21 protein-coding genes and 1 pseudogene are annotated in these 23,444 nt (G+C 37.1%); 10 read left to right on the plus strand and 12 right to left on the minus strand.

The annotated features are described in order from the left end of the window. Nucleotides 1-24: 24 nt before the first annotated feature. The 5 genes from I6F42_RS08845 to I6F42_RS08865 all read right to left on the minus strand — a co-directional run bounded on the left by I6F42_RS08845 (nucleotide 25) and on the right by I6F42_RS08865 (nucleotide 5,240). Nucleotides 25-1,308, minus strand: a complete 1,284-nt coding sequence (locus tag I6F42_RS08845) for a restriction endonuclease subunit S (RefSeq protein ID WP_197151833.1) — start codon at nucleotides 1,306-1,308, stop codon at nucleotides 25-27. Then, nucleotides 1,308-3,398 carry a class I SAM-dependent DNA methyltransferase gene (locus I6F42_RS08850; protein ID WP_197151834.1) on the minus strand — a complete coding sequence of 697 codons (2,091 nt, stop codon included), beginning with the start codon at nucleotides 3,396-3,398 and terminating at the stop codon, nucleotides 1,308-1,310. The genes I6F42_RS08845 and I6F42_RS08850 overlap by 1 nt, the downstream gene beginning before the upstream one ends. Before the next feature lie 43 nt (nucleotides 3,399-3,441). Beyond that, on the minus strand, nucleotides 3,442-4,371 hold the full coding sequence (locus I6F42_RS08855) for a restriction endonuclease (RefSeq protein ID WP_197151835.1): 930 nt from the start codon (nucleotides 4,369-4,371) through the stop codon (nucleotides 3,442-3,444). Nucleotides 4,372-4,512: 141 nt separating this feature from the next. After that, a complete protein-coding gene (locus I6F42_RS08860) occupies nucleotides 4,513-5,007 on the minus strand; it encodes a hypothetical protein (protein WP_197151836.1) in 495 nt (164 codons plus the stop codon). After that, nucleotides 5,004-5,240: a hypothetical protein gene (locus tag I6F42_RS08865; protein WP_197151837.1), complete on the minus strand. Its 237-nt coding sequence runs from the start codon at nucleotides 5,238-5,240 to the stop codon at nucleotides 5,004-5,006. The genes I6F42_RS08860 and I6F42_RS08865 overlap by 4 nt, the downstream gene beginning before the upstream one ends. A 249-nt stretch (nucleotides 5,241-5,489) precedes the next feature. On the opposite strand from I6F42_RS08865, the gene I6F42_RS08870 reads away from it, so the two are divergent. Together I6F42_RS08870 and I6F42_RS08875 are read left to right on the plus strand one after the other, a co-directional pair. Then, a complete protein-coding gene (locus tag I6F42_RS08870; RefSeq protein WP_197151839.1) occupies nucleotides 5,490-6,404 on the plus strand; it encodes a TnsA endonuclease N-terminal domain-containing protein in 915 nt (304 codons plus the stop codon). Next, a complete protein-coding gene (locus I6F42_RS08875) occupies nucleotides 6,395-7,729 on the plus strand; it encodes a hypothetical protein (protein ID WP_197151840.1) in 1,335 nt (444 codons plus the stop codon). Before I6F42_RS08870 ends, I6F42_RS08875 begins: the two co-directional genes overlap by 10 nt. 73 nt (nucleotides 7,730-7,802) lie before the next feature. Here I6F42_RS08875 and I6F42_RS08880 read toward each other — a convergent pair. The 4 genes and pseudogenes from I6F42_RS08880 to I6F42_RS08895 all read right to left on the minus strand — a co-directional run. After that, nucleotides 7,803-8,900, minus strand: a pseudogene (locus tag I6F42_RS08880) (AAA family ATPase); the annotation flags it as partial. Nucleotides 8,901-9,300: 400 nt separating this feature from the next. After that, nucleotides 9,301-10,449, minus strand: coding sequence for a hypothetical protein (locus tag I6F42_RS08885; protein WP_197151842.1), 1,149 nt, complete (start codon nucleotides 10,447-10,449; stop codon nucleotides 9,301-9,303). Between the two features lie 304 nt (nucleotides 10,450-10,753). Further along, nucleotides 10,754-11,062: a hypothetical protein gene (locus I6F42_RS08890; protein ID WP_007579961.1), complete on the minus strand. Its 309-nt coding sequence runs from the start codon at nucleotides 11,060-11,062 to the stop codon at nucleotides 10,754-10,756. Between the two features lie 391 nt (nucleotides 11,063-11,453). Beyond that, nucleotides 11,454-11,699 (minus strand): DUF4235 domain-containing protein, encoded by a 246-nt coding sequence (locus I6F42_RS08895; RefSeq protein ID WP_002958040.1) that lies wholly within the window; start codon nucleotides 11,697-11,699, stop codon nucleotides 11,454-11,456. Nucleotides 11,700-12,036: 337 nt separating this feature from the next. Here I6F42_RS08895 and I6F42_RS08900 point away from each other — a divergent pair, with 337 nt between their 5' ends. The 7 genes from I6F42_RS08900 (at nucleotide 12,037) to I6F42_RS08930 (ending at nucleotide 17,689) form a co-directional block, all read left to right on the plus strand. Further along, on the plus strand, nucleotides 12,037-13,251 hold the full coding sequence (locus I6F42_RS08900) for a cytochrome C (RefSeq protein ID WP_197151843.1): 1,215 nt from the start codon (nucleotides 12,037-12,039) through the stop codon (nucleotides 13,249-13,251). 221 nt (nucleotides 13,252-13,472) lie between these two features. Beyond that, nucleotides 13,473-13,967 carry a hypothetical protein gene (locus I6F42_RS08905; protein WP_169044172.1) on the plus strand — a complete coding sequence of 165 codons (495 nt, stop codon included), beginning with the start codon at nucleotides 13,473-13,475 and terminating at the stop codon, nucleotides 13,965-13,967. 663 nt (nucleotides 13,968-14,630) lie between these two features. Beyond that, on the plus strand, nucleotides 14,631-15,200 hold the full coding sequence (sodC, locus tag I6F42_RS08910) for a superoxide dismutase family protein (protein ID WP_197151844.1): 570 nt from the start codon (nucleotides 14,631-14,633) through the stop codon (nucleotides 15,198-15,200). A gap of 16 nt (nucleotides 15,201-15,216) precedes the next feature. Beyond that, entirely contained in the window at nucleotides 15,217-15,450 is a 234-nt protein-coding gene (locus I6F42_RS08915) for a ChaB family protein (protein WP_197151845.1), read from the plus strand. Between the two features lie 224 nt (nucleotides 15,451-15,674). Further along, nucleotides 15,675-16,289, plus strand: a complete 615-nt coding sequence (locus I6F42_RS08920) for an ACP phosphodiesterase (protein WP_197151846.1) — start codon at nucleotides 15,675-15,677, stop codon at nucleotides 16,287-16,289. A gap of 85 nt (nucleotides 16,290-16,374) precedes the next feature. Next, nucleotides 16,375-17,310, plus strand: coding sequence for a hypothetical protein (locus tag I6F42_RS08925; protein WP_197151848.1), 936 nt, complete (start codon nucleotides 16,375-16,377; stop codon nucleotides 17,308-17,310). 37 nt (nucleotides 17,311-17,347) lie between these two features. Next, nucleotides 17,348-17,689 (plus strand): YajD family HNH nuclease, encoded by a 342-nt coding sequence (locus I6F42_RS08930; protein ID WP_007581433.1) that lies wholly within the window; start codon nucleotides 17,348-17,350, stop codon nucleotides 17,687-17,689. 112 nt (nucleotides 17,690-17,801) lie between these two features. On the opposite strand, the gene I6F42_RS08935 is transcribed toward I6F42_RS08930, so the two are convergent. Beyond that, nucleotides 17,802-18,272 (minus strand): YHS domain-containing (seleno)protein, encoded by a 471-nt coding sequence (locus I6F42_RS08935; protein WP_008165251.1) that lies wholly within the window; start codon nucleotides 18,270-18,272, stop codon nucleotides 17,802-17,804. A 126-nt stretch (nucleotides 18,273-18,398) separates the two neighbouring features. Between I6F42_RS08935 and I6F42_RS08940 the strand changes: the two genes are divergently transcribed. Continuing rightward, on the plus strand, nucleotides 18,399-19,220 hold the full coding sequence (locus I6F42_RS08940) for an AraC family transcriptional regulator (RefSeq protein WP_197151850.1): 822 nt from the start codon (nucleotides 18,399-18,401) through the stop codon (nucleotides 19,218-19,220). 161 nt (nucleotides 19,221-19,381) lie between these two features. Here I6F42_RS08940 and I6F42_RS08945 read toward each other — a convergent pair whose 3' ends face one another. Further along, nucleotides 19,382-20,740: a serine hydrolase gene (locus I6F42_RS08945; RefSeq protein WP_197151852.1), complete on the minus strand. Its 1,359-nt coding sequence runs from the start codon at nucleotides 20,738-20,740 to the stop codon at nucleotides 19,382-19,384. A gap of 284 nt (nucleotides 20,741-21,024) precedes the next feature. Next, nucleotides 21,025-23,202, minus strand: a complete 2,178-nt coding sequence (locus I6F42_RS08950; protein ID WP_197151854.1) for a response regulator — start codon at nucleotides 23,200-23,202, stop codon at nucleotides 21,025-21,027. Between the last annotated feature and the right edge of the window lie 242 nt (nucleotides 23,203-23,444).

Consider the following 23,444-nt stretch of genomic DNA (forward strand, 5'->3'; position numbering starts at 1 on the left):
TTTTTATGTTTGTTCTATTTCTGGCTATGCTTCTGCCATTTCAGCTTCTTGTAGTTCAAGACGTTGTAGCATAGCTTCAGGTAGTTCAACTTGCTCGATATCGATCATGCCAGTCATTAATCGTGGTAGCAGAATATCTCTTGCTTCAGTAAGTAATAGATTCTGTTTTTTAAGTGATGAAATAGCCTCGAAATGACAATTTACTTTACTACTAAAATCTCTAATTACATTTGAACTTGGCACAGTAATTTTTATTTTCTCAAAGTCGCTTTGCTTGACAGCAGGATATGCTGCACCGCCAGCTACAGATACAGCACCATCAACAAAGTCTTGATTTGCTACTGTAAGATATACAAAAGAAAACGTATTCTCTGTTTTTGGACGGAGAGCTGCAAAACCAGATGATGCAACTAAATTGGTCTCATCATCTAAGATGATGCTGTAAGTTTTTCTGTTGGGGCGAACAGTAGAAAAAATAGTATCGCCGAATTTTACTCTACGTCTTGCTCTGCTGGGAGCTTCAGAAAACTCTAATTCCTCTGGTGATTCATATCCACCCGTGTAAGCACAAGCAATATCTATATATTTAATCTTATCTGGAGCATTTTTGGCTGTAACCGTGTCTTTATTTACCTGACAAATATCTGTAACAGAGCCAGAAAACCAACCTTCAGGCAGTCCAGTTGCTTCTTCAAAAGCAGCGGTTTCATGGCCGGGGAATTTCATGCGAACGAACCAATCTTCGTAAGTAATTTGCGCCATTTCTTCTAATAACTTAATTCGTTTTAGGTTGTTTTCGATAAGGTCGTCGTATGCTGATAAAACTGCACCTATCTTTGATTGAATTGCTTGGGACGTAGGTATAGATACTTCAATAGCAGAAAATGAAGACTTGGATACGTTCTCCCTCCCTGAAGCAGTTCCCGAGTCAAAAGTTTTTAACTGAAATAGGTTTAGTTTCAATAAATAGAAAACAAATAATTTGTCAAATTGGTCACTAGGAATTACTGCATTCACAGCCTGATTTATAAATAGATCTTGATGAGCTAAGATCATTTTTTGCCCAATACTACCAATGGTTACAACACAAGTTGCACCTTGGGGAATAAGGCTATTCTTATATTTTTTATACCCCAAATCAGAGTAGGACTCTTCGGGTTCATAACAATACCTCTCACCAATATTCATATCTGTTGGCTTAACGAAAATTGTATGATCACCGTATAGCTCAGGTTGTTTCCTAGGCGGAGTATTTCCCGTTATAATCTGTCCGATATCTGATATTCGTATTTTTTTCCAGCCGTTCATTATATTTTTACCGTCTGAATTTGAGCCATAAGTTCTACTGATTGGGATTGAAGTGAATTTAACTCAGAGCGTATTTCATCCATTCGCTTTTTGTAGTCAAACTTTTGTTCAAAAACGATTGGCACACCGACATAGCGCCCAGGAGAAAGGCTGTAATCATTCTTCTCAATTTCATCACGGCTCACTATTTTACATAGGCCTTCAACGTCTTTATATTGGTCGTTCGGAAAGCTTTCTCTTAGTGAACTCCAGTCTTTAATAAGCTGTTTATAATCGGCTAATTCTTGTTTAAGCAATGCCTTATGCGTGTTTAATGCGACACTTAGTGATTTAAGTAAGCGGCTATTCGCATCAAGTTGTTTTTTTACTAGTTTGTTTGCTTTACTGGCTTGGTCTTTTGTCGCTTTGTCATCAGAAGTGCTAGAAGGGCTTTCTTTAATCGCTTTCGCTTGTACTTTACAGTCAGCCAAGGCTTTTTCAGACTGTGCTTGGTATAGTTCAATTAAAGAAAATAGCTTTTCAACGGGTAGGTTAAAGCGCTCGTTCCATGTTTGACAGGTTTCAAAATCACTGACATCAGCAATGTTAAGTTGTTCATTTAATTCTGCTGCAATTGAGCTGAAATTTAGGTTAGGTTTGTCACCGGTGAAATCTGCTGCATTAGGTGCTGCAATAATCATTTTACATGCTGCACGCAGTTGGTTTATTTCAATTGCAATGTCTTTAGCCAATGAAATGGCTTCTTGATTATGAATGGCTTGCGCTGAAGCGATTGCGTTTTCATCTCCTCTATATGATTCCATAATGGCGTTAAAGTTAGTTAACTGCCCAGGTGAATAATCGTTAATGGTGTTGGTGACAACTCGGAAGGTATTACGAGCATCGATCATTAAGATTTTGTCTTTGTTTTCTTTTCGCTTACCTTTGTCCAAAAACCAAACGTGACATGGTAGTGAACGGGTATAGAAGAAGTTGTTGCCTACCGACACAATACAATCAACAGCGCCTGTTTCAACCAGCTTTTTACGAATATTTTTTTCAGTATTACCTGCATCGGTAGCAGAGCTAGGCATAACAAAACCGGCACGGCCTTGATCATTTAAATAATGATAGAAGTATTGAACCCATAAGTAATTTCCATTATCTGCTTTAGGAATGCCAATATCTTTAAATAAACGTACATCCGTCTTCACGTAGTCTTTTTTCGTATCGACTTTCTTTACGTTAAATGGCGGGTTAGCCATAACAAAATCACATTTACCCACAAGCCCATGAGGGTCAGAATAAAAGCTGTTGCTTTCAATAATTTTGCCTTCAATACCATGAATGGCTAAGTTCATTTTTGCTAAACGGTGGTTGTTCGATTTTAGCTCTGAGCCATAACAGGTGATTTTTGAATTAACCGATGCGCTTTGACCTTTGTCTAACTCTTGTTCTTCTATAAAATGACTGGTTTGTACAAACATACCGCCAGAACCACAGGCTGGATCATGAATAATACCGTGATCGGGCTTTATCATATTTACGATAAGTTGTACCAGTGAAGGTGGTGTGAAGAACTCTCCACCTTCTTGCGCACCGGCACCATCCATTGAGAACTTCATTAAGAAGAACTCATAAATTCGACCGAAAACATCCCCTTTAACTTTCTTTACTGAATCTTTATTAAATACCCGAATTAACTCGCGTAGTAAGTCTGCATCAAACTCTTGATAGTTCTTAGGTAATACGCCTGATAAATCAGGATAAGCCTCTTCAATTAGCTTCATTGCATTGTTAATGGCTTCATCTAAGGATTCTGACTCTGGCAGGTCTGCTAGGTAGTCAAATTGTGATGCTTCAGGCAACATCATTGCACCAGCAGCTAAAAAGTCTTCCTTAGTAGGCGCACGTTTGCCACGAGGGCCATCAGGGATACTTGCTTCAATTTTGCCTTTTGCTTGGTCATATCGGTTTTGCGCATAACGCAGTAAAATTAGACCAAGAACAGGATCTTTATATTCAGCGGCGGTAAGTTTTGAGTTTGCACGGAGAGAATTAGCACTATCCCAAAGTTCAGTTTCTAATTGTTTGATTTCTTGTTGGTTCATGTTTATTTAATTCTCTAGCTTATTTATCAATGTATATTTCAACTTATATTTCAAAAAATTCTTCATCTATTTTCTTCAGGTGCAATACCTGTTCGTCTCTGCTGCCGATGTTGTATCGCAGCATGAGGTTAGCTAATTCGGTGCCGTTTATAAGTACGATACGAGTACCTAAGTTTTGTGCGGTTTCGATGGCTGATGATGTAAATTCAGATGTTGTAATGAAAATACCTTTCTGTGCTTTTTTCAGGTTTAATGCACCAAAGAAGTCACGAATATCACCAGCGCCCACATTGTTACCTTTGGCATAACGTTTAGCTTGTATGTATATCTGATCGACACCTAAAGGGTCTTGGTCTATAACACCATCAATGCCATTATCTCCAGTTTTACCTAATGCATGAGCTGCACCCTCACCAGTACCTCCGTAGCCCATAGCAATTAGTAGCTCTATCAACAGCTCCTCAAAAAATGCAGGTGTAACTTTACGTGTTCTAGATAAAAGGTCCGATGTAAGGGCGTCATTAATTGCTTTGTAGGCGTTTCTTAATGCTTCATCTGGCGTTATGTCTTCTATATTATCATTACTTTGGGGATTTATTGGGGCAGTTATTACTGCTGCCTCATTTTTTTGTTCAGAAAAGGCGACAAATTCATCAAATTGTTTTAAATAGTTTTTATCTATTACAGTTGATTCATCTTCGAGTGCTTTTATGCCTCGTGTAGTGATTACAAAGTGCGCGCGTCTTGTTACTTCTAGAAGTCCAGCCTTTGTCAGGTATGTGCGTGCCCAGCCAACTCGGTTATCGAGAATAGGCTGCCTCCCACTTGGGAGTGTCTCAGTTTTTTCTTCGTCAGTAAGGTTAAACTGTTCAGCCAGTTCGTTAATTACATCCCTTAGCTTAACTTCTCTTCCATGGGCTCTATGTGCAACCTCTAAAAATGGGCGCATAAATTGCTGGTAATTAGGTATCACTAGCAGTCCTTTGTGTTGTTAGTACAATGGCCGACAATACTGCGCACTGTAACTTTTATACTATCTAGGTACAGTATTGTAATTTAGCTAAAAGCTCAATATTTATGTGTTATATAGCGTATAAATAGAACTGAATTTTAGCTACAAACACTCATTTTCAATATTCTTAGCTAATTGAATCAACAAGTAATGTTGCTTAGGGTTATCTATTGCTTCAATCGCTGAGCTATTCAGATCGCCAAAGTATGACCCTAACCAAAGTACAATATCCCAGTCGAAATAGTATTTACTTACCTGCTCAATAATAGGTTCTAAAATAGGTTTAACGCGTCGTTTATAGATATCAAACTGAAAGGCGGGGTAGCCCTCATAGCCTGCGAAATTTGGTGCTGTTACAAAAAAGGCCTTATTTTCATCGACTAAATTTTTTAAATCTTGTTCAGTAAATAGATTAGTGGGTGTCGAGAGTAAATCAATGACTTGAGCCGCCGATAAAAGAGCGTGATGCGATAAGAATAAGTTGATTTGGTTGTAATAAATACGGTGTTGCTCAGTAGGCGCATTTGTAAGTTTATTAAGTTTGAGCACTTCAGTAAAAAACTGAATGTACTGCTGAGTTCGCGAGAAATCATTCATTTTAATGCTCCTAAAAAGCGCTTTATATGTTGTTTTTTATTAGTACGAATAAAAAAATCGAGCTCCTTTTCGAGCTTATCCTGCCCCTCAGGTGATTCAAGTAGATCAATTAGCGTTGTCATTTTGTTAACTTTTTGCTTTTTTATAAAAAAATAAAAATATTTTTTTTGAGAAAAAAGTCTACTTTTAATCAGTTTTTCGAATAGTTTTAGCTTCGATTCAGTTATTACCATTTGGTTTCCCCTTCCGATTTATTATTGATTAACTACTGCTTATATTATTGTTATTTGTCGTTTTTTTAATCTTTTGTTGTATTAAAAAAACTATACTTTGTAAGAATGAGCTTGGTTGACAAACTTGAAATCCGTGTTATTAAGTTATTGATTTTTATGTGTTAATTTTTATTTTAGACTGTTTTTTGTACTTGACACAGTTTTTTTGTGTATATAGATTTGAATACATATCAAGAGAAGGTTACGGGTATGAAAAATTATGAAAATATTAAAGATGAAAATGAAGAGTTGCTCAAATTATACGAGACGCAGCCGCCAATTAGCTTAAGTGTATTAAACAGTATTGCTACTTGGAATCATAAGTGTGAAGTTAAAGGTAGGCATGTCCCTTTTTTATCGATTAAAACTGTGCCAACCAGTGGATTTGCATCAGTTAATTTACTTAAGGGTTATGATGTTCAGCTAGATACACTCTCCAAGTTAGAAACTAAGTTTGTTAAAGGACTAGCTTATTATAAAAATATAGTCGCTATTAGCACTCAATATCCTTTATTAAAAATTACTGAAACTTTATCCATAGCAGAAAATTTAGGTGTAAGGCATCCCTCAAATATAGTTTCTAATAAACGGTCTAGGTACGAGCAAGTTTCAGTTATGACAACTGACGTGCTCATTACATATATTGATTCTAGAGGGAATACTTGTAAAGAAGCTTTTTCGCTTAAGTATATTTCAGAGGATGGTTGCTACCGCAGCACTCAAAATAAAGAACTTAATACTAAAAATAAGTTACAAATAGAGGCAATCTACTGGGAAATAAAAGAGGTGAAATGGTCTGAGATCACACAAAAACATCCGCTTATCAATAAAGACTTTCAAGATAACCTTTCGCAAATGAGTGTGTATGATGATGTTAATTACCCCAAAACTCTTCTAAAAAAAGTTAGAAGAAAAATCCTCTTAATTTACTCTAAACACGCTGCATTTATCGAATTTCACGCCTTAATAGAATTAGTTGCTGCGTCTTTAAAAATCGCTGAGTGTAAGATTAGAGGGTGCTTTTGGGTTTTAATGAGGGAACACCAGCTCCCATTTAATATGCACCGAAAGATCAAACCATTCGGTTTACTCTATAAGTCAGAGGAGCCGTGGTTATGGGAGTAACAGAAGCTATTACTATTGGCCAGGAATTATATTCACCGAAGTACAAGAAAAATGGTAAATATGTTTGTGATACTTATACAGTACTCGATCTTTTATATGAGAGTGGTGTTAAGTGCCTAATTTTAATTGAGCAAAATTATGCAAAACCTAAAAAGCCATTTATATATTCGATTGGTGATGTACTCGGTGGTTTTTATTTTCAAGATTATGAGGTACGTAACTGCGATTTTGCTAATTCTGAACGTGTACGGTGGTTTAAAGAACATCAATTATCTCAGGGGCAATGCAAATCAATACAGCTTAAAAAGAAATTGAGTTATGAAAAGGTACTTTCTAAAGCGAATCATAAGTACAAGTTCTCTAAACTACTTTTCCAAAGACCAGATGGAATTCCACTATACCTTAATGGCCTATTACACAGTGAAATTAAAACTTTAAGTGCTGAGTTTGGGTTTCACTTATCTTCAGCTTACCGAATCCTGAATATTTACTTAGCATTTGGTAAATGTCGTGACTCATTTATACCTCTATACAAAAATATAGGAAAATTTCGCAGCATAGCTAAAAATGCCATTGAAGCTAAGAAAAAGTTTTCAAAAGGCCTCGGAAGGCCTCCTATGTCCCATAATGAGAAACGTCGAGTTGTTAATCAGCAAGATGAAATCAATGTGTCTCATTTCATAAAAAGAATTAAACGACAAAGTTCACTGTCTATTTTGTGTGATGAGTTTAACCAGAGATTTGCGGTTAGCGAGCAGGTTGATAGAGAAATAGATTATTCAAAGTTACTCACACTAAGTCAATTTAGGCGGCTTTATTATAAGTTTGTAACAAAAGCAGAGCATCGAAAGCGTATATTCGGCGCTAAGGAATTTAATAATAGCTATGCGACTAGAACCTCTACGTCTAGATCTGGTTTATCTTGTGTATCTGAGCGCTATGAGATTGACTCAACTACTATAGATGCTTATGTCGTGTCAGAGTTTAACTTTAAAGCAGTACCTAGGCTTACTCTCTATTTTGTTATAGACGTTTTTAGTAGTTGTATTGTGGGCTTTTATCTGACTCATCTAGGTCAATCAGAAGAGTCATTCAGGATGGCTTTATTTAATTCGTTTGTTGAGAAGTCAGCTTTATGCAAGAAGCATAACGTCGAATATAAAGATGGAGATTGGCCCTGTCATCATGTGTGTCGGGAGCTTGTTTTTGATCGTGGTACTGAGCTTAAAAAAAGTAATATAGAAAGTATGATTGATGGAGATATCGGCATCAAAACGGTCTCTCTTCCAACTGTAGTGGTCAATAAAATTTGGCCACAGTTTTAGAGTCTTTGTATCTAATCTCAGATTCATTTGGCGCTAAACCAGCATTATAATGATGCGGTCTAACTTTATCGAATAGCGATTTTTGTATATGAGTATGAATATGAGCTTCTGGTTCTTCTATAAGAAGGAAATTCGCTATAGTTTCGTTTGGACGTTGGTACTTAAACTCTAACAATTTAAGAGTCAAAAAAATTAGATTAGCTCCACCTAGGCTCATTTCATGAATATTTCCTTCATATCCATCATTCGATTCATCAACAAACAGTTTGAGAGATTGAAATAACTCTTCAGCTTCGGCTGAAAGGTCAGATTTTATTGCAATAGAAGATGGTGAGTATGTATCCCCTAAAGCATCATTAATTGTTCCTTTAATATCTGACTTTATCTCTTTAACATCAGTTAAACTTTCTATCGATGTATTTAAATCCTCGACAATTTGAACGATGGGAGCAAATTCTGTCTTATTTATTGTTTCACTCTTTAATTTGAGTAACTTATGGAGAGGGTTTGTTCTATTGTTTCTAAAATCTGATACCGCGTCTCGAAGCGCTTTTACAAAAGTAAAAGCGACCTCATCAGATATAGAAAGAATGTTCGGAAGCTTGACTCCAATCAACAAGTTATTTACTTGGGTCGGAAACGCTACATTTTCAAAATCTCCAACGATCTGTTTATATATCAAAGGATCATTAAAATCTGCATTACTTTTTCCTGTAAAAATAGATTCGTAATCAGCAATAGTGATGCTTTTTTGCAAGGTTTCTAGCGCCGCCCCATCTCCAGTAGGTACTTGACTAAGGGCGTTTCTAATATTTGCCTTAGGTCTAAAAATAAAGTTGTATGTTGCTTTATCAACTCTGTTACCTGAAATTGCTCCAGTGCCATGTAGAAATAGAGCTTGGCTTACTTCATCGGTTGCAATTTCATCAAACTCGATACTAATAATTATCCAGTGCCCTTGCCAACTAACAAGTTGACGGCAAAAATCATTTTCATTTAAACGAACGGCAGCTCTAGGCAATTCGTTATCTAGCAAAAGACGAATAGCTCGAAAGATATTTGTTTTACCAGTACCGTTTTCACCAATGAGAGTGTTAATACCTTTATTAAAAATTAGTTTAGAATTTAAGAAGTTTCTATAGTTGATGAGCGATAATTTTGATATATGCATAAAACACTAATCCTTGTTTTTATTAATTTTTTATTTAGACAATTCAAATGTGGAGGAGATAGATAGATCCAGAACAACTTTTTTATTATTAGGGCATGATAGATGTTTAGAAATGTATAGTCTTTATTTATTAACTATTTGAAGTTAAAAAATTAGTTTTTTTATTTTTTATAAATTAAATAATGTGTACACTCATTAGAACCAAAGGCACTAAATTTTTATTACACATCAAATACCTAGCTTTTTAGTTTATTGCTCATCGAGTCAATTACTCTGTCTAGACCACGACGAGTAGAGTTTAAGAATGCGTTTACCATGTGATTAACCGTGGGAGAGTGCATGAGAAAATAAAGGGCAATATTATTGCCCATTATTATGTGCTCAAACTAGTCGTTATAAACTATAGCGCTACTAGACTTTGCTCTAGCATTGCCTTTATTTGTTTTACTATTTTAGCTTCTGTTTCAGGTTCGAATTGTTGTATACGTGGGGTATGAATATGCCCTGTTGGTATACTTGAATTAAGCGCATCGCGCAGGCGAATACTTCGGTACGATATTTCGTTAGACAGGTAACCACCGCCTCCGCCATTAACCGCAATGCTATTTTTAAGCTCGCCGTACGAACCCGCTTTATAGGTTTTTTCAAGCGTGGTGACTTCGTGATTGTCGATAACTTTATAAGGGCCTTTGGCTTGCTGCATGTAATTTACAGGCAAGCTAAATTTTACAAACTCGTTGCCCGGGAGTGGTCGGCCATTAAGCTTTGGTATTACTGGGCTTGTTTGCGTGCCACCATACACAATATTGGCATTATCGGGGGCAGTTACACTGCGACGTTTACCCGGGAAGTGCTCTAAATCAAATTCTGTTCTGCCCATACTTACGGTGACTACCATGTCTACATTATTAAGTGCGTAGTAGGGGGCAAGTAGTGACTCTATTATGCCTTGATCAAAGTCTTCGTAGCGCACCGGCACCATAACGGTATTAATTTCTGCGCTGATGCCGTTGTAATTAATAACTTGGCCGTCGAGTAATAACGCCGCAACACCTGAAGGGTTACTTTGGTTTATGTTTTTATCGAGTAAAAATGGGTCAAAGCCAGTTAGTAATATTTTTTTAGTGCTGCCTGATGAAAAAGCAAGGTCGGTACGGCCTCTGCTGCCGTCCTCAAGCATGGTTAGTAAAGTATTTAGTTGAGCCTGTGTAATTGAAAATTTAGGTGACGTTGTGCGTATTACTTTGCTTGAAAGCAGGCGTGCCCAGTAAAGCTCTCGGTCGTCGTAGTTACTGGTTGTTACTAAGCGTTGCTTGGCGTTTTCCCACAGTTTAAAGCTAAAGCTTTGTACTAATGCTTTTGCACTTTTAAAGTCGTTTAACTCTTTAAATTGTTGCTCAAAACTTGATACTTGTGGGGTAAATGCTTTTAAAACATTTGGCATTGCTGATTGGGCTTTGTTGATACGCTGTTCTTCAACAGTTAAAGGATTACTTAAAGCAGCGAATGAAGAGGCAATTAAGCTGGTCGCTAATAATACTTTGATCATAATACTCCTAAGATAAAGCTATTGTTTTATGTGTAATTTACTATCCTACTATTGCTAACTTAGGGCAACCAATTAACGTTGAATCGACTGAAATTTGCTTTTTCCGAGCATTGGTATTGTTTAACTGGCCAATTAGCATTATCGGCTAATAAAAATTTCTGAGTCAAAAATTGATCTTTATGAGTTCTACTTTAAGTGCTCATAAAAGTAAAAAGCCGTTGCAGTAATGCAGCGGCTTTTCATTATGGTTTTATGCGCTTCGGCAATACGAGCGAAAGGCCTTATATCCCTTTAAAACCCTCTATTAATCATCTGGCCCTTTTAAGGTAAACACTAAATGTTTACGCATATCTTTTAAAATAACGCCTTTTTTAAGCATTGCGCCGCTTAAACGCTTTTGCCACTTTAATAAGTCAGGCTCTGCGGCCGCTAAGGCTTGCTCGTTTTCAAACTGAAAGCACAGCAGTAGTGTACTTGGAAATAAGTGATATTCCACATCAAACCAGCATTGCAGCATGCCTGGGAGCTCAGCGCGGCCTTGTTCTTCTAATTTTTCAGCAGTATTAAGTACAAGTGCTTGCTGTTTTATTTGCACTGCAGAGAGTTTTTTCATTATTAAAATCCAAGTTAGCGGCTAAAAAATGCAGCCGGAATACGGGCATTATACGCAAGCTTGTAGGCAGGCAACAACTTTGAAAGGGAGTTAATGTTTAATAGAGTGTATCTGCTTAAAATCTAGGAGGTCATGTTGGAAGGCGCCTTTAGCTTTTCCAACCTACGTAGGTCGGATAAGCAGCGCAGCCGTGCCATCCGACATTTTAAATTTCACCACAGAACCCCTTTTAGATATTAATCTAAACGCGTGTTTTAACTCAATGATAAAAAACCTTATTCAAGGTGTTTGCCAGGTTGCTTGCAACAACTAAGGAGTAGCTGTCGCAAGCCGCCTTTAGAGCCTCACCGCATTACGATTAATACTTATAAGAGGTATCAATCGGGTCGGTTTATTTGGATCGGCGCTTGTCTAGCACATAACGTACGGCCATTCTTGCAACACCCGCACCAATACCTGAGACCACTGCCCATGTAACGGCCTCTTTAAGATCTGTTTCTTCGCTTGGTCTATCTTTTGGTGCTGGTTCGTTGGTAACCTTTTCCCACGATTTTTGTAAAGTTTTCCTTGTTAACATACCTGCAGATGCAGCGGCCAGACCTATACCTATCGTCGTAATTAGTTGTTTATTACTCATATTACCCTCGATTATTTAGTTGTAGCGTGAGTTATCAATATGTAACTCTTTAAGTAAGAACAGTAGTACCAGCAATTTACATACCGATAGGTTGAGGAGCTTTTAAATTAGGGCGTTTTGTATTTGTGCAAATTAGTCGTTTAAAACCACGCTCACACCACGCTTACACACAAGATAAATAACCAATGTAGAGCGTGCACAACTCTACTTGAAATATTTTTTTAGATATTAATCCTGCAATTTAACTTACCTTCTAGCCGGCTTATCGCACTCATTGTTGTACAGATAGTAAACACTTTTATCCTATGCTTTAATATTAAAAACAAGGGAGGGCGTTATGAGTAAAAATAGATTTTTATTTAATAAATACGTTGCGGTAATGGCTGTGTCGGGCACTTTGGCTGCACCGCTACCAGTGCTGAGCAACGATAGGGGGCCGCTAGTTGAGCAGCTTTGTGCTAGTTGCCATAGTTTAACTAACCTTGAGCGCAGCGCGGGTTATAGTCAGCAGGACTGGCAAACATTAATAAGCTATATGGTTGATACGGGCGAGGGTACTGCGCTTAGTAAAGATATAAGCGCTTATTTAGCTGAGCATTATCCTGTTAATACCAAGCGCGAATCTAAGGTTGTTACGGGCGATTTAAAGCTTAGCTTTAAGTACTGGCAAGTGCCTACGCTTGGGCAGCGCGCTCGCGATCCGGTACAAGGTAAAAACGGACTTATTTGGTGGGTTGGCCAGTGGGGTAATATTTTAGGTAGGTTAGACCCTAAAACCGGCGATATGAAAGAGTACACACTGCCAAGTGGCACCTATGCGCACAGTGTGTCGCTTGATAAAAATCAAACCCCTTGGTTTTTAGGCAATAAAAATGGCACGGTTGGATATTTAGACTTAAAAACCGAAAAATTTAAAGTATATAAAATGCCCGATAAAAACGCCCGCGACCCGCATACCGGTATATTTTGGTTTACCCTGCAACACAGTAATATGATTGGCAAGCTAGACCCTACAACTGGCGATATTCAATTAGCTACTTTACCCACTAAAGGCTCACGGCCATATGGTATTAAGCTTGATTCAAACGGGTCACCGTGGGTCTCGTGTAATGGTAGTAACTGTTTGGTTAAAGTTGATAAAAGCTCTATGGAGCTTAGTGAGATTAAACTCCCAGGCGCTAAAACGCATGCAAGGCGACTTGCCATTACGCCTGACGATATGGTTTTTTATGTGAACTCTGGCATGGGTAAACTTGGCCGCTATAACCCAAAAACCAAGAAGATCACCCAGTGGGATAATCCCAGCGGTGAAAACAGCCACCCGTATGCAATTGAATATGCAGATAACGCTATTTGGTTTAACGAGTCAGCTAAACGCCCTGAAACCTTAGTACGGTTCGACCTTAATACCGAAACCATGCAAAGCTGGCAAATTCCGAGCAAAGAGGGTGTTTACTCTGGCTTAATTAGGCATATGCGCATGGGGAATAATGGGCTGATTATTCACCAAACAGCGACTAACCAATTAGCTGAAATTATATGGTCTAAGTAATAATTTTAATTAATATATTTATATTAAAAACGGCATACCGCTTGTTAGTAAGTTTGTTTATGTAGATAGGAGTTTTTTACAAAATTTAGCAATTTTTACTCTAATAATAAGAGTGTTAGTACGGGGTTTTGCTTTATGTTGTTGATTTTAAATTATAATTTAATTGGTTTGAGTTTTGCTTGGTAGTAAGTGTATTTTCTTAAATAAATAAAGGAGTTATTATGAGTACCGTTATTACTGGGTTATTCGAAAGTGCATCACAAGCAACACTCGCAATTTATAGACTAGAAGCTTTAGGTATTAATGAAGCTGATATTAGTATTGTAGCCAACGACTCATACGCAAAGGAAGATTTTGCTGTAGACGAAGGTACTAAAGCTTCTGAAGGTGGCCTTATTGGCGCGGCTTCGGGTGGTATTCTTGCTGCAATTATTGGCGGTTTCACTGCCGTAGGGACTGTAGCAACTGGTGGTACTGGTTTATTAGTTGCCGGACCGTTAGTCGCTGCATTTGCCGCTGGTGGCGCAGGCGCCGCAGTAGGTGGTACTTTAGGTGCCGCAATTGGTGCGTTTATCCCTGAGCACGAAATTAAGTATTATGAAGATGCCATTGAAAAAGGCTCTATATTAATTGGTGTTAAGTACGATAGTGACAACAAAAATGCTATTGAAGAAATACTTAACAATGCAGGTGCAAGTAACGTTTCTACAGCGTAACGCTAGCTAATTAATTAAAAAGGTGAAACTTGGTTTCACCTTTTTTTGTGCTCGCTTTTTAGTGCCAAGCAATAATACTTAATTAATTTTAAGGATTAAATCTTACGCTAACTGCGTTAAAAATTCTGATATAAAACAACTAAATAACGTAATTTTTGTCATTAAATGGACCCATTTATAAGCGGGTTGGTTTTAAACATGCTTTGATTATAAAAATAAATACCCCTTATAGATATAACGCGTTAAAAGTATCTTAGAAGACTTATTTAGATTGGCGCTTCTTTATTTCATAACGTACGGCCATTCAACCAACACCAACCCTCGAGACTACCGCCTAAGTAATAACAGCCTCTTTAATATCGTCTTTTTCACTTGGGTTGTCTTTTTTGGTAGGGATGTTGGTAATCTTTTCTCACGAGCTTTGTAAAGTTGCCATTTACTTTGTAAATATGCCTCGATTTTTACTTAATCTTTGAGTAAAAGTTAGCTCATTAATTAAATAGATGTTTAGTTAAAATGACTTCTAATCAATAGATTGCGACTAAAAAAACATAAATTTACGTTTACACATAGGACTGGTATAGACATTGAAACTACTTGTTTAATAGCCGCTTAATTTAGCGATATTGTTTTATTAATTTGATACTAAACCAGGAGATGATGATGAATTGTTTGCAGTTTGATTCAAAAACTAAAAGAAGTTTAAACCGCGTTTTAAAACCTGCTTTTGCAATATTATTTACCAGCGTGTTACTACAAAATAGTGCACTGGCTAATGTAAACGTTGAAATGCACCAAGTTACTAAGTCGGGCCAGGGGCAATTACTAGGCACAATTACACTAACAGAAAATGATCATGGCGTTGTTTTTTCACCAAATTTAAAAGGTTTAACGCCGGGGCAGCATGGCTTTCATGTTCATCAATTTGCTAGTTGTGAACCCAAGAAAAAAGGCGATAAGGTAGTGCCAGGTGGTGCCGCTGGTGGGCATTTCGATCCAAAAGCTAGCGAGCATCATGATTCTCCTTGGGCTAACGGCCATTTAGGCGATTTACCGGCGTTGTATGTAAATGAAAGTGGCCAAGCTAAATCGCCTGTTTTAGCGCCAAGGCTCACGCTTGAAAAACTTAAACAACATGCAGTGATGATCCACGAAGGAAGTGATAACTATGCAGATGAGCCAAAGCCATTAGGTGGCGGTGGTAGCCGTGTTGCTTGTGGCGTAATTAAGTAAATATAAGGAGAAAGTTATGCCATATAAAAACCGTGACGAACTACCTGAGTTGGTAAAAAGTAACTTACCTAAACATGCTCAAGAAATATATCAAGAGGCGTTTAATAGTGCATGGGATACCTACAAGGACCCAAGCGATAGAAAAAACGACGACGACCGCGAAACCACTGCGCACAAAGTGGCTTGGTCTGCGGTTAAAAACAGTCATAGCAAAAATGACAATGGAAATTGGGTAAAGTCGAATAACTAGCTTTGATCAAATTAATAACAAAGCTAAAGCATTAAAAAGCCGCTATAGCTGATGTAGCGGTTTTTTATATACTCGTTTTTATATTTGCGCTGTTTATACAATAATTTACAGTATGTTTGAGTGAAAATTGGTAAGCAAAACCATAAGTACTGCTTTAAACACGAATGTGAGTTTGGTTTAAATTTACGTTATTATTTGTTTGTATTAGCCAATCAGAGAACACTTTGAATTATTTAGCTCATCTTTATTTAGCACAGCCCACAGCCGATTCTCACTTTGGGAACTTGTTGGGCGACTTTGGTGGAAAAAGACATATAGAGCACTTACCAAATACGGTTAAAAATGGGCTCGATAACCACTATTTAGTCGATAAATTTACCGACTCCCACCGCGCAGTTAAACACGCCAAGCAGTACTTTTCACCTGAGCGTAAACGTTTTGCTGGTGTGGCTATTGATGTGGTGTTTGATCATTTTTTAATTGTGCATTGGCAGCGATTTAGCAAGCAACCTTTAAGTGATTTTAAGTACACCAGCTATCAGCTTTTAAACAACCGCATACCTGTTATGCCAACGCGTATGCAGCATGTTGTAACAAGTATGACTAAAAACGATTGGTTTAAAGAGTACGAAACCGTTGAGGGAATAGGAGTAGCACTTGATAATATTGCTAACCGCATCCGTTTTACTAATAACTTTGCGGGGGCGGCTGATGATATAACGCGTAACTACGGCGAATTAGAAGCCGTGTTTTTAGCGTTCTTCCCGGAGCTAATTAAGCATGTAAGTGAGTTTGACCTTGAGAGCACTCCAAAAAATGACATAAAGCGCATTATTTAAAGTTTTCATCAATTGTTAACCTTTTGTGATAATTTAAGGTGGAAAAAACGCTACTCTAATACAAATTAATTTTTGAGTGTTTTTAATGAATCGCAATTACTTGGTTATTGTGAGCTTTGCCGTTTTAGCGGCATTTCAATCTGGTGCTGTATTGGCTTTTGACTTTGACTTAAAGTCGATACGCACCACTATTTCAAACCCTAACACTAGTCACGCGTTAATATACGATGACTTGGCTGGGAGTAATCAAAAAACACTGTTTTCGTTAGAGCCCATAAACAATCAACGTGTGGGTGTGTTTTTTGATATTAACGACATTGAAATTGGTTATTCAGCCGATATTTTCGAAGATGATGTTGAAACAAAAACACAAGATATACTGCTTTCGTATAGAAAATTTAAAAATTCTAAAATCACATTTAACTATCAAACGCTTGGAGGGCTGCAAAGCACGGCTAGCAATTTAAGCGGCAATCAAACGGATCAAATTTTCTCGCAAAATACACGTTCAACCAAGTTTGAGCTATCTGGCCAACACAACTTTTATACCTTCAATAATAAAGAGTCTTTGTTTGAGCATTTTTTTCTTAATAGGCCAAAGCTAAGCAGCAAATTTGATTTGTCGTTAAGTATTGTTGGCGCGTGGTCTTTTAAGCATGTATCTCTTGAGAATAAAGATAATATTGTGTTTCAGGCTGATTTTTTAAATTCATCTGCACCACAGGTCACTAAGTTAATTTCTAATTCGTATGGGGCGAGTATTGGCTCGCTTTTATCATTTTCGTTACCGCATAATGTTCACGTATTTGCTGAATACAAAGTAGGTAAGGGAAATATTCGAAATACAGACCCTGGACTGGGGTTAAAAGATTCGGGCGGTGAAAAAGTAGCGGCATACGGCGGTGGAATTTCTTGGACTTCCGACAATAAAAAACTTATGGTTGTACTACGTGCGTGGGAGCAAACAGGCCGGCATATAGATACTTCTTTTGGTGATTTGTCAGTAATTAAGTTTTTTTAGTATTGAGCACCGAAATAGTGAATTTACCAGGAATATTATGAGTAAGAATAACGATGTACCTCAGGCTTATGTTAAGCAAGAGGAAGGTTATAGAATAAAAGCCTTAAGATTATATCCTTGGGTATGCGGGCGTTGTGCTCGTGAGTTTGAATACTCAAATTTACGTGAGTTAACGGTGCACCATGTTGATCATAACCACAGTAATAATCCTGAAGACGGAAGTAACTGGGAGTTATTGTGTATTTATTGCCACGACAATGAGCACAATAAATACCACGAGCATATTATGTATGGCGGGTCGACTACAGATCGCAAAGTTGAGGCTGCGACGCATTCTCCATTTGCCGATTTAAAAGCGATGCTTAATAAATCAAAGTAATATTAGTTAAATTAAGAGCTTAAGCCTAAAATTTTATTAATTTAAATGGCATTTTGAGGGTGAACGGTTATAAACCGAAGCAACCTCAAAAATTAACTTTAAATTGGTTTTATTAAAGCTCTTTTGCTGTTTTGTCTTTTATGTCAAACCAGTTTGAATCGGCTGAAGTAATAAAGCCTGGTACGTCTTTTAGCCATTGTTTTTGAACCGATTTATCAAGATTTAAATAAAGTTTGTTTTCAACAATTTTGAAAGCCTCTGGATCTACGTCAAACTTTTTCTCCATTGATACACCAAACGCACAAAAGCCACCAAATTGTGGTGCGTACTTTTCTGGGTTAGCTCTAAATAAGTCGCGATGCTTAGCTGAGCTGAACTTATAAATGGCATTTTTATGTGTTGCAGTATATTCAGAACTGCCTGTTACCGCTTTGTTTTGGGTAAAGTAAGCAACGGTATCGTAACCACTAATTGCAATGTCGTTAACGTCGGCATTTGCGTCTATGTCTGCTGCAAAGCTTAGTGAACTTGCAAGGACTGATGCTGCAAAAAAAGCTGATTTAGTGAGTGTCGAAAATTTCATGTGTATCTCCAAAGGGTAATTTAATTAGTGTGTTTGTTTAAAACTCAACTGTACTTTATCGTTATTGTTTGGTTAATATGCGTCTATTAGTCTGTATTTTCATACCAATAATCCAAAGAGGCGTTTATGGATGTACTTTCGAGTGTACTGAGTCATTTTTCACTTAATGCCAATGTGTTTTTTAGTGGGAATATGTGCGGTACGAGTGACTTTAGTGACGATCAAGGTGTTGGGCATTTACATTTATTACGCTCAGGTACGTTAAAAGTGCGCAGTAATAGTGGTTTTGAAGTGGTTTTGTCTACGCCTTCGGTTATTTTTTTTCCTCACTCTACAGGGCACTGTTTATTTTCGGATAAGGGTGACGTTGCTGATTTAGTGTGTGCACAAATTAGCTATCAAAGTGGAGGGCATAGCCCTTTATTGCAGGCGCTGCCTTTTTGCTTAAATTACGAATTAACGGGTGATGGATTATTAACGCAGAGCGCTTTTTGGATTTTTGAAGAGGCATTTAAAGACGCCAGCGGTAAGCATTTAATTATAGATCGCTTATGCGATGTATTTTTAATTAGTGTGCTTCGTAAAGTACTAGAAGAAGGCACAATTAAAAGCGGGATGATGGCAGGGCTTGCCCATCCTCAGTTGGCTAAGGTATTAATAAAAATACACCAAACCCCAGAGCAAAGCTGGTCACTTAGCGCTATGGCTGAGGAATGTGGTATGTCGCGTTCTAAATTTGCCGATACCTTTAAGCGAGTAATTGAGCAAACACCGGCTGACTATTTGGCTGATTGGCGTTTATCGGTTGCTAAAAAGCTTATTTTAAAAAATCAAAATATGGATTTAGTGGCTAATCAGGTTGGGTACGAAAATGGCTCTGCACTCGCCCGTGTATTTAGAAAAAAAACAGGGCAAGCGCCAAAAGAGTGGTTGTTAAATCAGCAGTAAGTTTTTATGTGCTTAATACACTTTTTTATAATTTAGTGAAGTTTTTCGTAATATCACATGAATAGGGTCCTAATTTACCTCAGGAACACGATAAAATTAGTCATGCCCGAGATTACGACTTGAGTCATCCTCGGGCATTGTTATTTAAGATAACGTCGAAATTAAATCTTAATCGCCTCAGTAGGCGTTGTTGATAATCCACTAAAATACTTCATTACCAATTGGCCTTGGCTGTTTTTTTCTATTACTAAGTAATTGTTTGAATTAGGGTAGTAAAAGCTATTTTTAGACATTGTAATAAGTTTTGTTTTATCGCTACCAGTGCGCTTTGAATACAAAACGTCATTTTCAAAAATTAGGCTGCGTAAGGTATTTTCATCAATACGATAATCACCCAATACGGGCGCTAATTGCAGCTCTGTTACCTCTGCTTTTTTAAACTCGGGGAGTGCAATACCCAATGCTTTGGCTGTGAGTTTTTCGTTGATAAAAATAGGGTTTATGTGGTTTGAATTAGCCAGTACGGCTACATATAGCTTTTGCTCTGGAATATAGCGTGCATGCGCTAAAAAACCATTTATTCCGCCAGTGTGTTTAATTACGGTGTATTCATTCAAAGGCTTAATAATTAATCCGTAACCATAGGATGAAAAGCTGCCGTCATTTAGTTTAAAAGGGCTTACCATCTTCTCATAACCTGCTTTACTAATAAGCTTGCCAGACGATAACGCACTAAACCAAATGTTTAAGTCAGTTGGAGTAGATATAAGCGCACCTGCGGCATATGGCCAATCCATATTAATGTAGCTGGTGTTGATAAATCCTTGTTCTGTTTGCTCATAGCCAGATGCGCGATGGGTAACAAGTTCTTGCCCTTCATAACTACTCTGATTCATTTTTAATTTTTTAAATATGTGTTGTTCAATAAAGTCTTTGTAAGACTGGCCACTTGCTACTTCAATTATTTTCCCAAGCAGTGAATAACCGGTATTTGAATAAGCCATCGCTTCGCCGGGTTTAAACACCATTGGGTGTTTAGCAAATCGCGCTAGTGCATCGTCAACGCTGGTGGGGACTTGTATTTCTTTATCAAAGAGATCGTCGTCATCTGTGTAGTTGGCGATGCCTGAGGTGTGGGTTAATAAGTTTTCGATTGTGACGAGGTTGCCCTCTGTTGGAAAGCTTGCAACATACTTATGAATATCATCGGTAACCGCTAGCTTACCTTGCTCTTGCAACATCATAATTGCAGCTGCAGTAAATTGTTTTGAAATAGAACCTAAACGCAAAACGCTTTGCTCATTAAGTGCAATGTTATGCTCAAGGTTGGCAAGCCCGCGCGTTCCTTTAAAAAGTACTTTGCCATTTTTACTTATAATTACCGATACCCCAGGCTCGTTTTCAGCAAGGTTCTCGTTAAGAATTTCCTGATATTGCGAGGCTGTCGGGTTTGCTTTTACAAGGCAGGGTGTTAATAGCGAGAGGGCTAACAAACAGCTAACGTAAAATGGCTTAATCATATTCATCCTTTTTAGTTTTTATACCAAACCTGTAGATAGGCTTAGCGATCCCTGTGCTTCATTTAAGCGGTTATTTACTTTAATTTATAAGTATTATTTTTAGTTTATAGCCAGTTAATATTGCACAGCTAAAAAGTAAACTCAACGCTTCGCTTTAGTTACCCATATACATTCAAATTTTTTGTTAAATCAATAAACGCGCATAAACTTGGTGGCATATGCCGCTTAGTTAAATAGTTTAAGTAATTAGGCACTCCTCCCATTTTATATATATTAAGTAGCTACTATGATTTTAACTGTTTGGATAAAAACAAGGTTGTTACATCAGCTACTTTAATAAGTGACAGTTTATCTGCATGGCTCCATGAAATTTTTGAGCCAACACTTTCACAACAAATAACACCTAGTGGCTTGTTATCAATAAAGTAGATGTAATCAAGCAAGGAGTAAATGTTTGATGGTTCAAAATAAACTTTGGTGAAGTTTTTAGTGATTTCGTGGTTTCTCGCATCTGATGCGTCTAATACTTTATGATCTAAAATATAGTCAAAGTATGCAGGAAAGTCTTCAGCTTTTAAAACTGCATTACTTACTATTTCATTTTTTTCATCAAGGCAAATTAAGCTATTAATGGCAGTATAGTCGTGATTAAACAACCAGAGACTGACTCTGTCGGCATTTGGAATTAACTTTTTTAGCTCATTGCATATCTGTTTTAGCTTACGTTCACTCGTAATGTTTGGGTTACTAACTTTAACTGCTAAATTTTTGAGATTTGAGTTTTTTGGATTATAGACATTGAGCAAGCTGTTTAAATGCTCTTTATTAAATGGCTTCGTTAAATAGCCATCCATACCAATATCTAAATAGTGTTCAATATCTTGTTTCATGGTGTTGGCTGTCATGGCAATAATTGGCGTTGTTTTACCTGTTTGTTGCGCTCTAATTATTTTAGTGGCTTGCACTCCATCCATCACTGGCATTTGAATGTCCATAAAAATCAAATCAACATGGTTGGCAAAAAAGTAATCAACGCATTCTTTGCCATTTTCGGTAAATATTACTTTCGCATTATGGGCTTGTAGCATTTTACTTACGATAACTTGATTTACTTTATTGTCTTCGGCAACCAAAATAGTACACCCTTGTAAATCGGTTATTTCTTTATTTGGTTTTAATAATTCATCGAGTTCTGATGTTTCAAAGCTTTGTTGGTAAGTAAATACAGAACCTTTATCTTCTTTACTCGTGAAGTTGATTTTGCCATTCATTAAATCACTTAGCTTGGTGCAAATGGAGAGGCCAAGGCCCGTGCCCCCGTACTTTCTAGATGTAGATGAATCAGCCTGATGAAACTCTTTAAATAAATTTTGCTGTGCAGCTTTACTAATACCAATACCTGTATCGATTATTTCAAATACAATATTTTGCGTGTTTAAGGAGTTCTCTTTTACAGTGACTTTAAACTCTACCTGGCCTTGTTGTGTAAATTTAATCGCATTTGAGCATAAGTTATTTAAAATTTGTGAAATTCTGACAGGATCGCCTTTTAAGGTTGTAGCGATATTTTTATCTATAGATGGAATAAATTTTATTCCTTTATCTGTGGCTTGTTTCGTTAGTGGATTAATTACATTGTTAATGACTTCGCTCAGGTTAAAGTTAATATTCTCAATATTTAATTTACCCGCTTCAATTTTTGAAAAGTCTAAAATGTCATTTACAATATTTGAGAGTATATTCGCGGAGCTTAAAATACTTTTTAAGGCGTTATCTTTTTCTATATTTGAAGTCTCTGCCAGTCCAAACTCAGCTAAATTTAAAATGCCGTGCAGCGGAGTTCTTAGCTCGTGCGACATATTTGCTAAAAATCGACCTTTTAGAGTGTTAGCTGTATCAGCTTCTTTTTTTAGTTCTTCAAGATTTTTATTATGTATTTGTTGTTGTTTTAATGCAGTGGCCAGCTTTCTGTTGTTTAACCTGAGCTCAAGTTGTGCGATAACTTCTTTGCCAAGTATTTTCAGTGCGTTAATTTGTGTTTGAGTTAGCTTTTTTGGCTGGTCGCTGATAACACATAATGTACCAATTGTGCTGCCACTAGGTGTAACTAGCGGTGTGCCCGCATAAAACCGAATGTTTGGATCGCTGGTTACTAGAGGGTTATCATAAAAACGTTCATCAAGTAGAGCGTTTTGTATTTCAAATACTTGGTCTTGCAGTATTGTATGAGAGCAAAATGCGATATCTCTTTCGGTGGAGTCTACATCGATACCATACTTTGATTTAAACCACTGCCTTTGTGGATCAACTAAGCTTATAAGTGATATGGGGGCTTCACAAATATCAGAAGCAAGTTGAGTTAAATCATCAAATACTTTTTCGGCTTCAGTATCTAATATTTCATACTCATACAGGGCTTTTAATCTAGATTCTTCGTCTACTGGTATTTGTGCTTTTATCATAGTATTGCTCAATATTTATATAGATTCACTATAAGAGTAATTTAGTGATAATGACAACTTTAACATGTAAATCAGGCTAATAAATAGATTCTGTATTTTGTTACTCTCTTATTATTTTTTTGAAGTGTTTTTTATAAAACCAGCGAAAGTAAAAAGGATCTTTCCATACTGAACACTCTCAGTAATTAACATCGGAATTAATAGGGATTAAACCAGTCTATAGTTTTACATCATCTGTAAAT

Source organism: Pseudoalteromonas sp. SWYJZ12, from assembly GCF_015864395.1.
GTDB classification, from domain to species: domain Bacteria; phylum Pseudomonadota; class Gammaproteobacteria; order Enterobacterales; family Alteromonadaceae; genus Pseudoalteromonas; species Pseudoalteromonas arctica.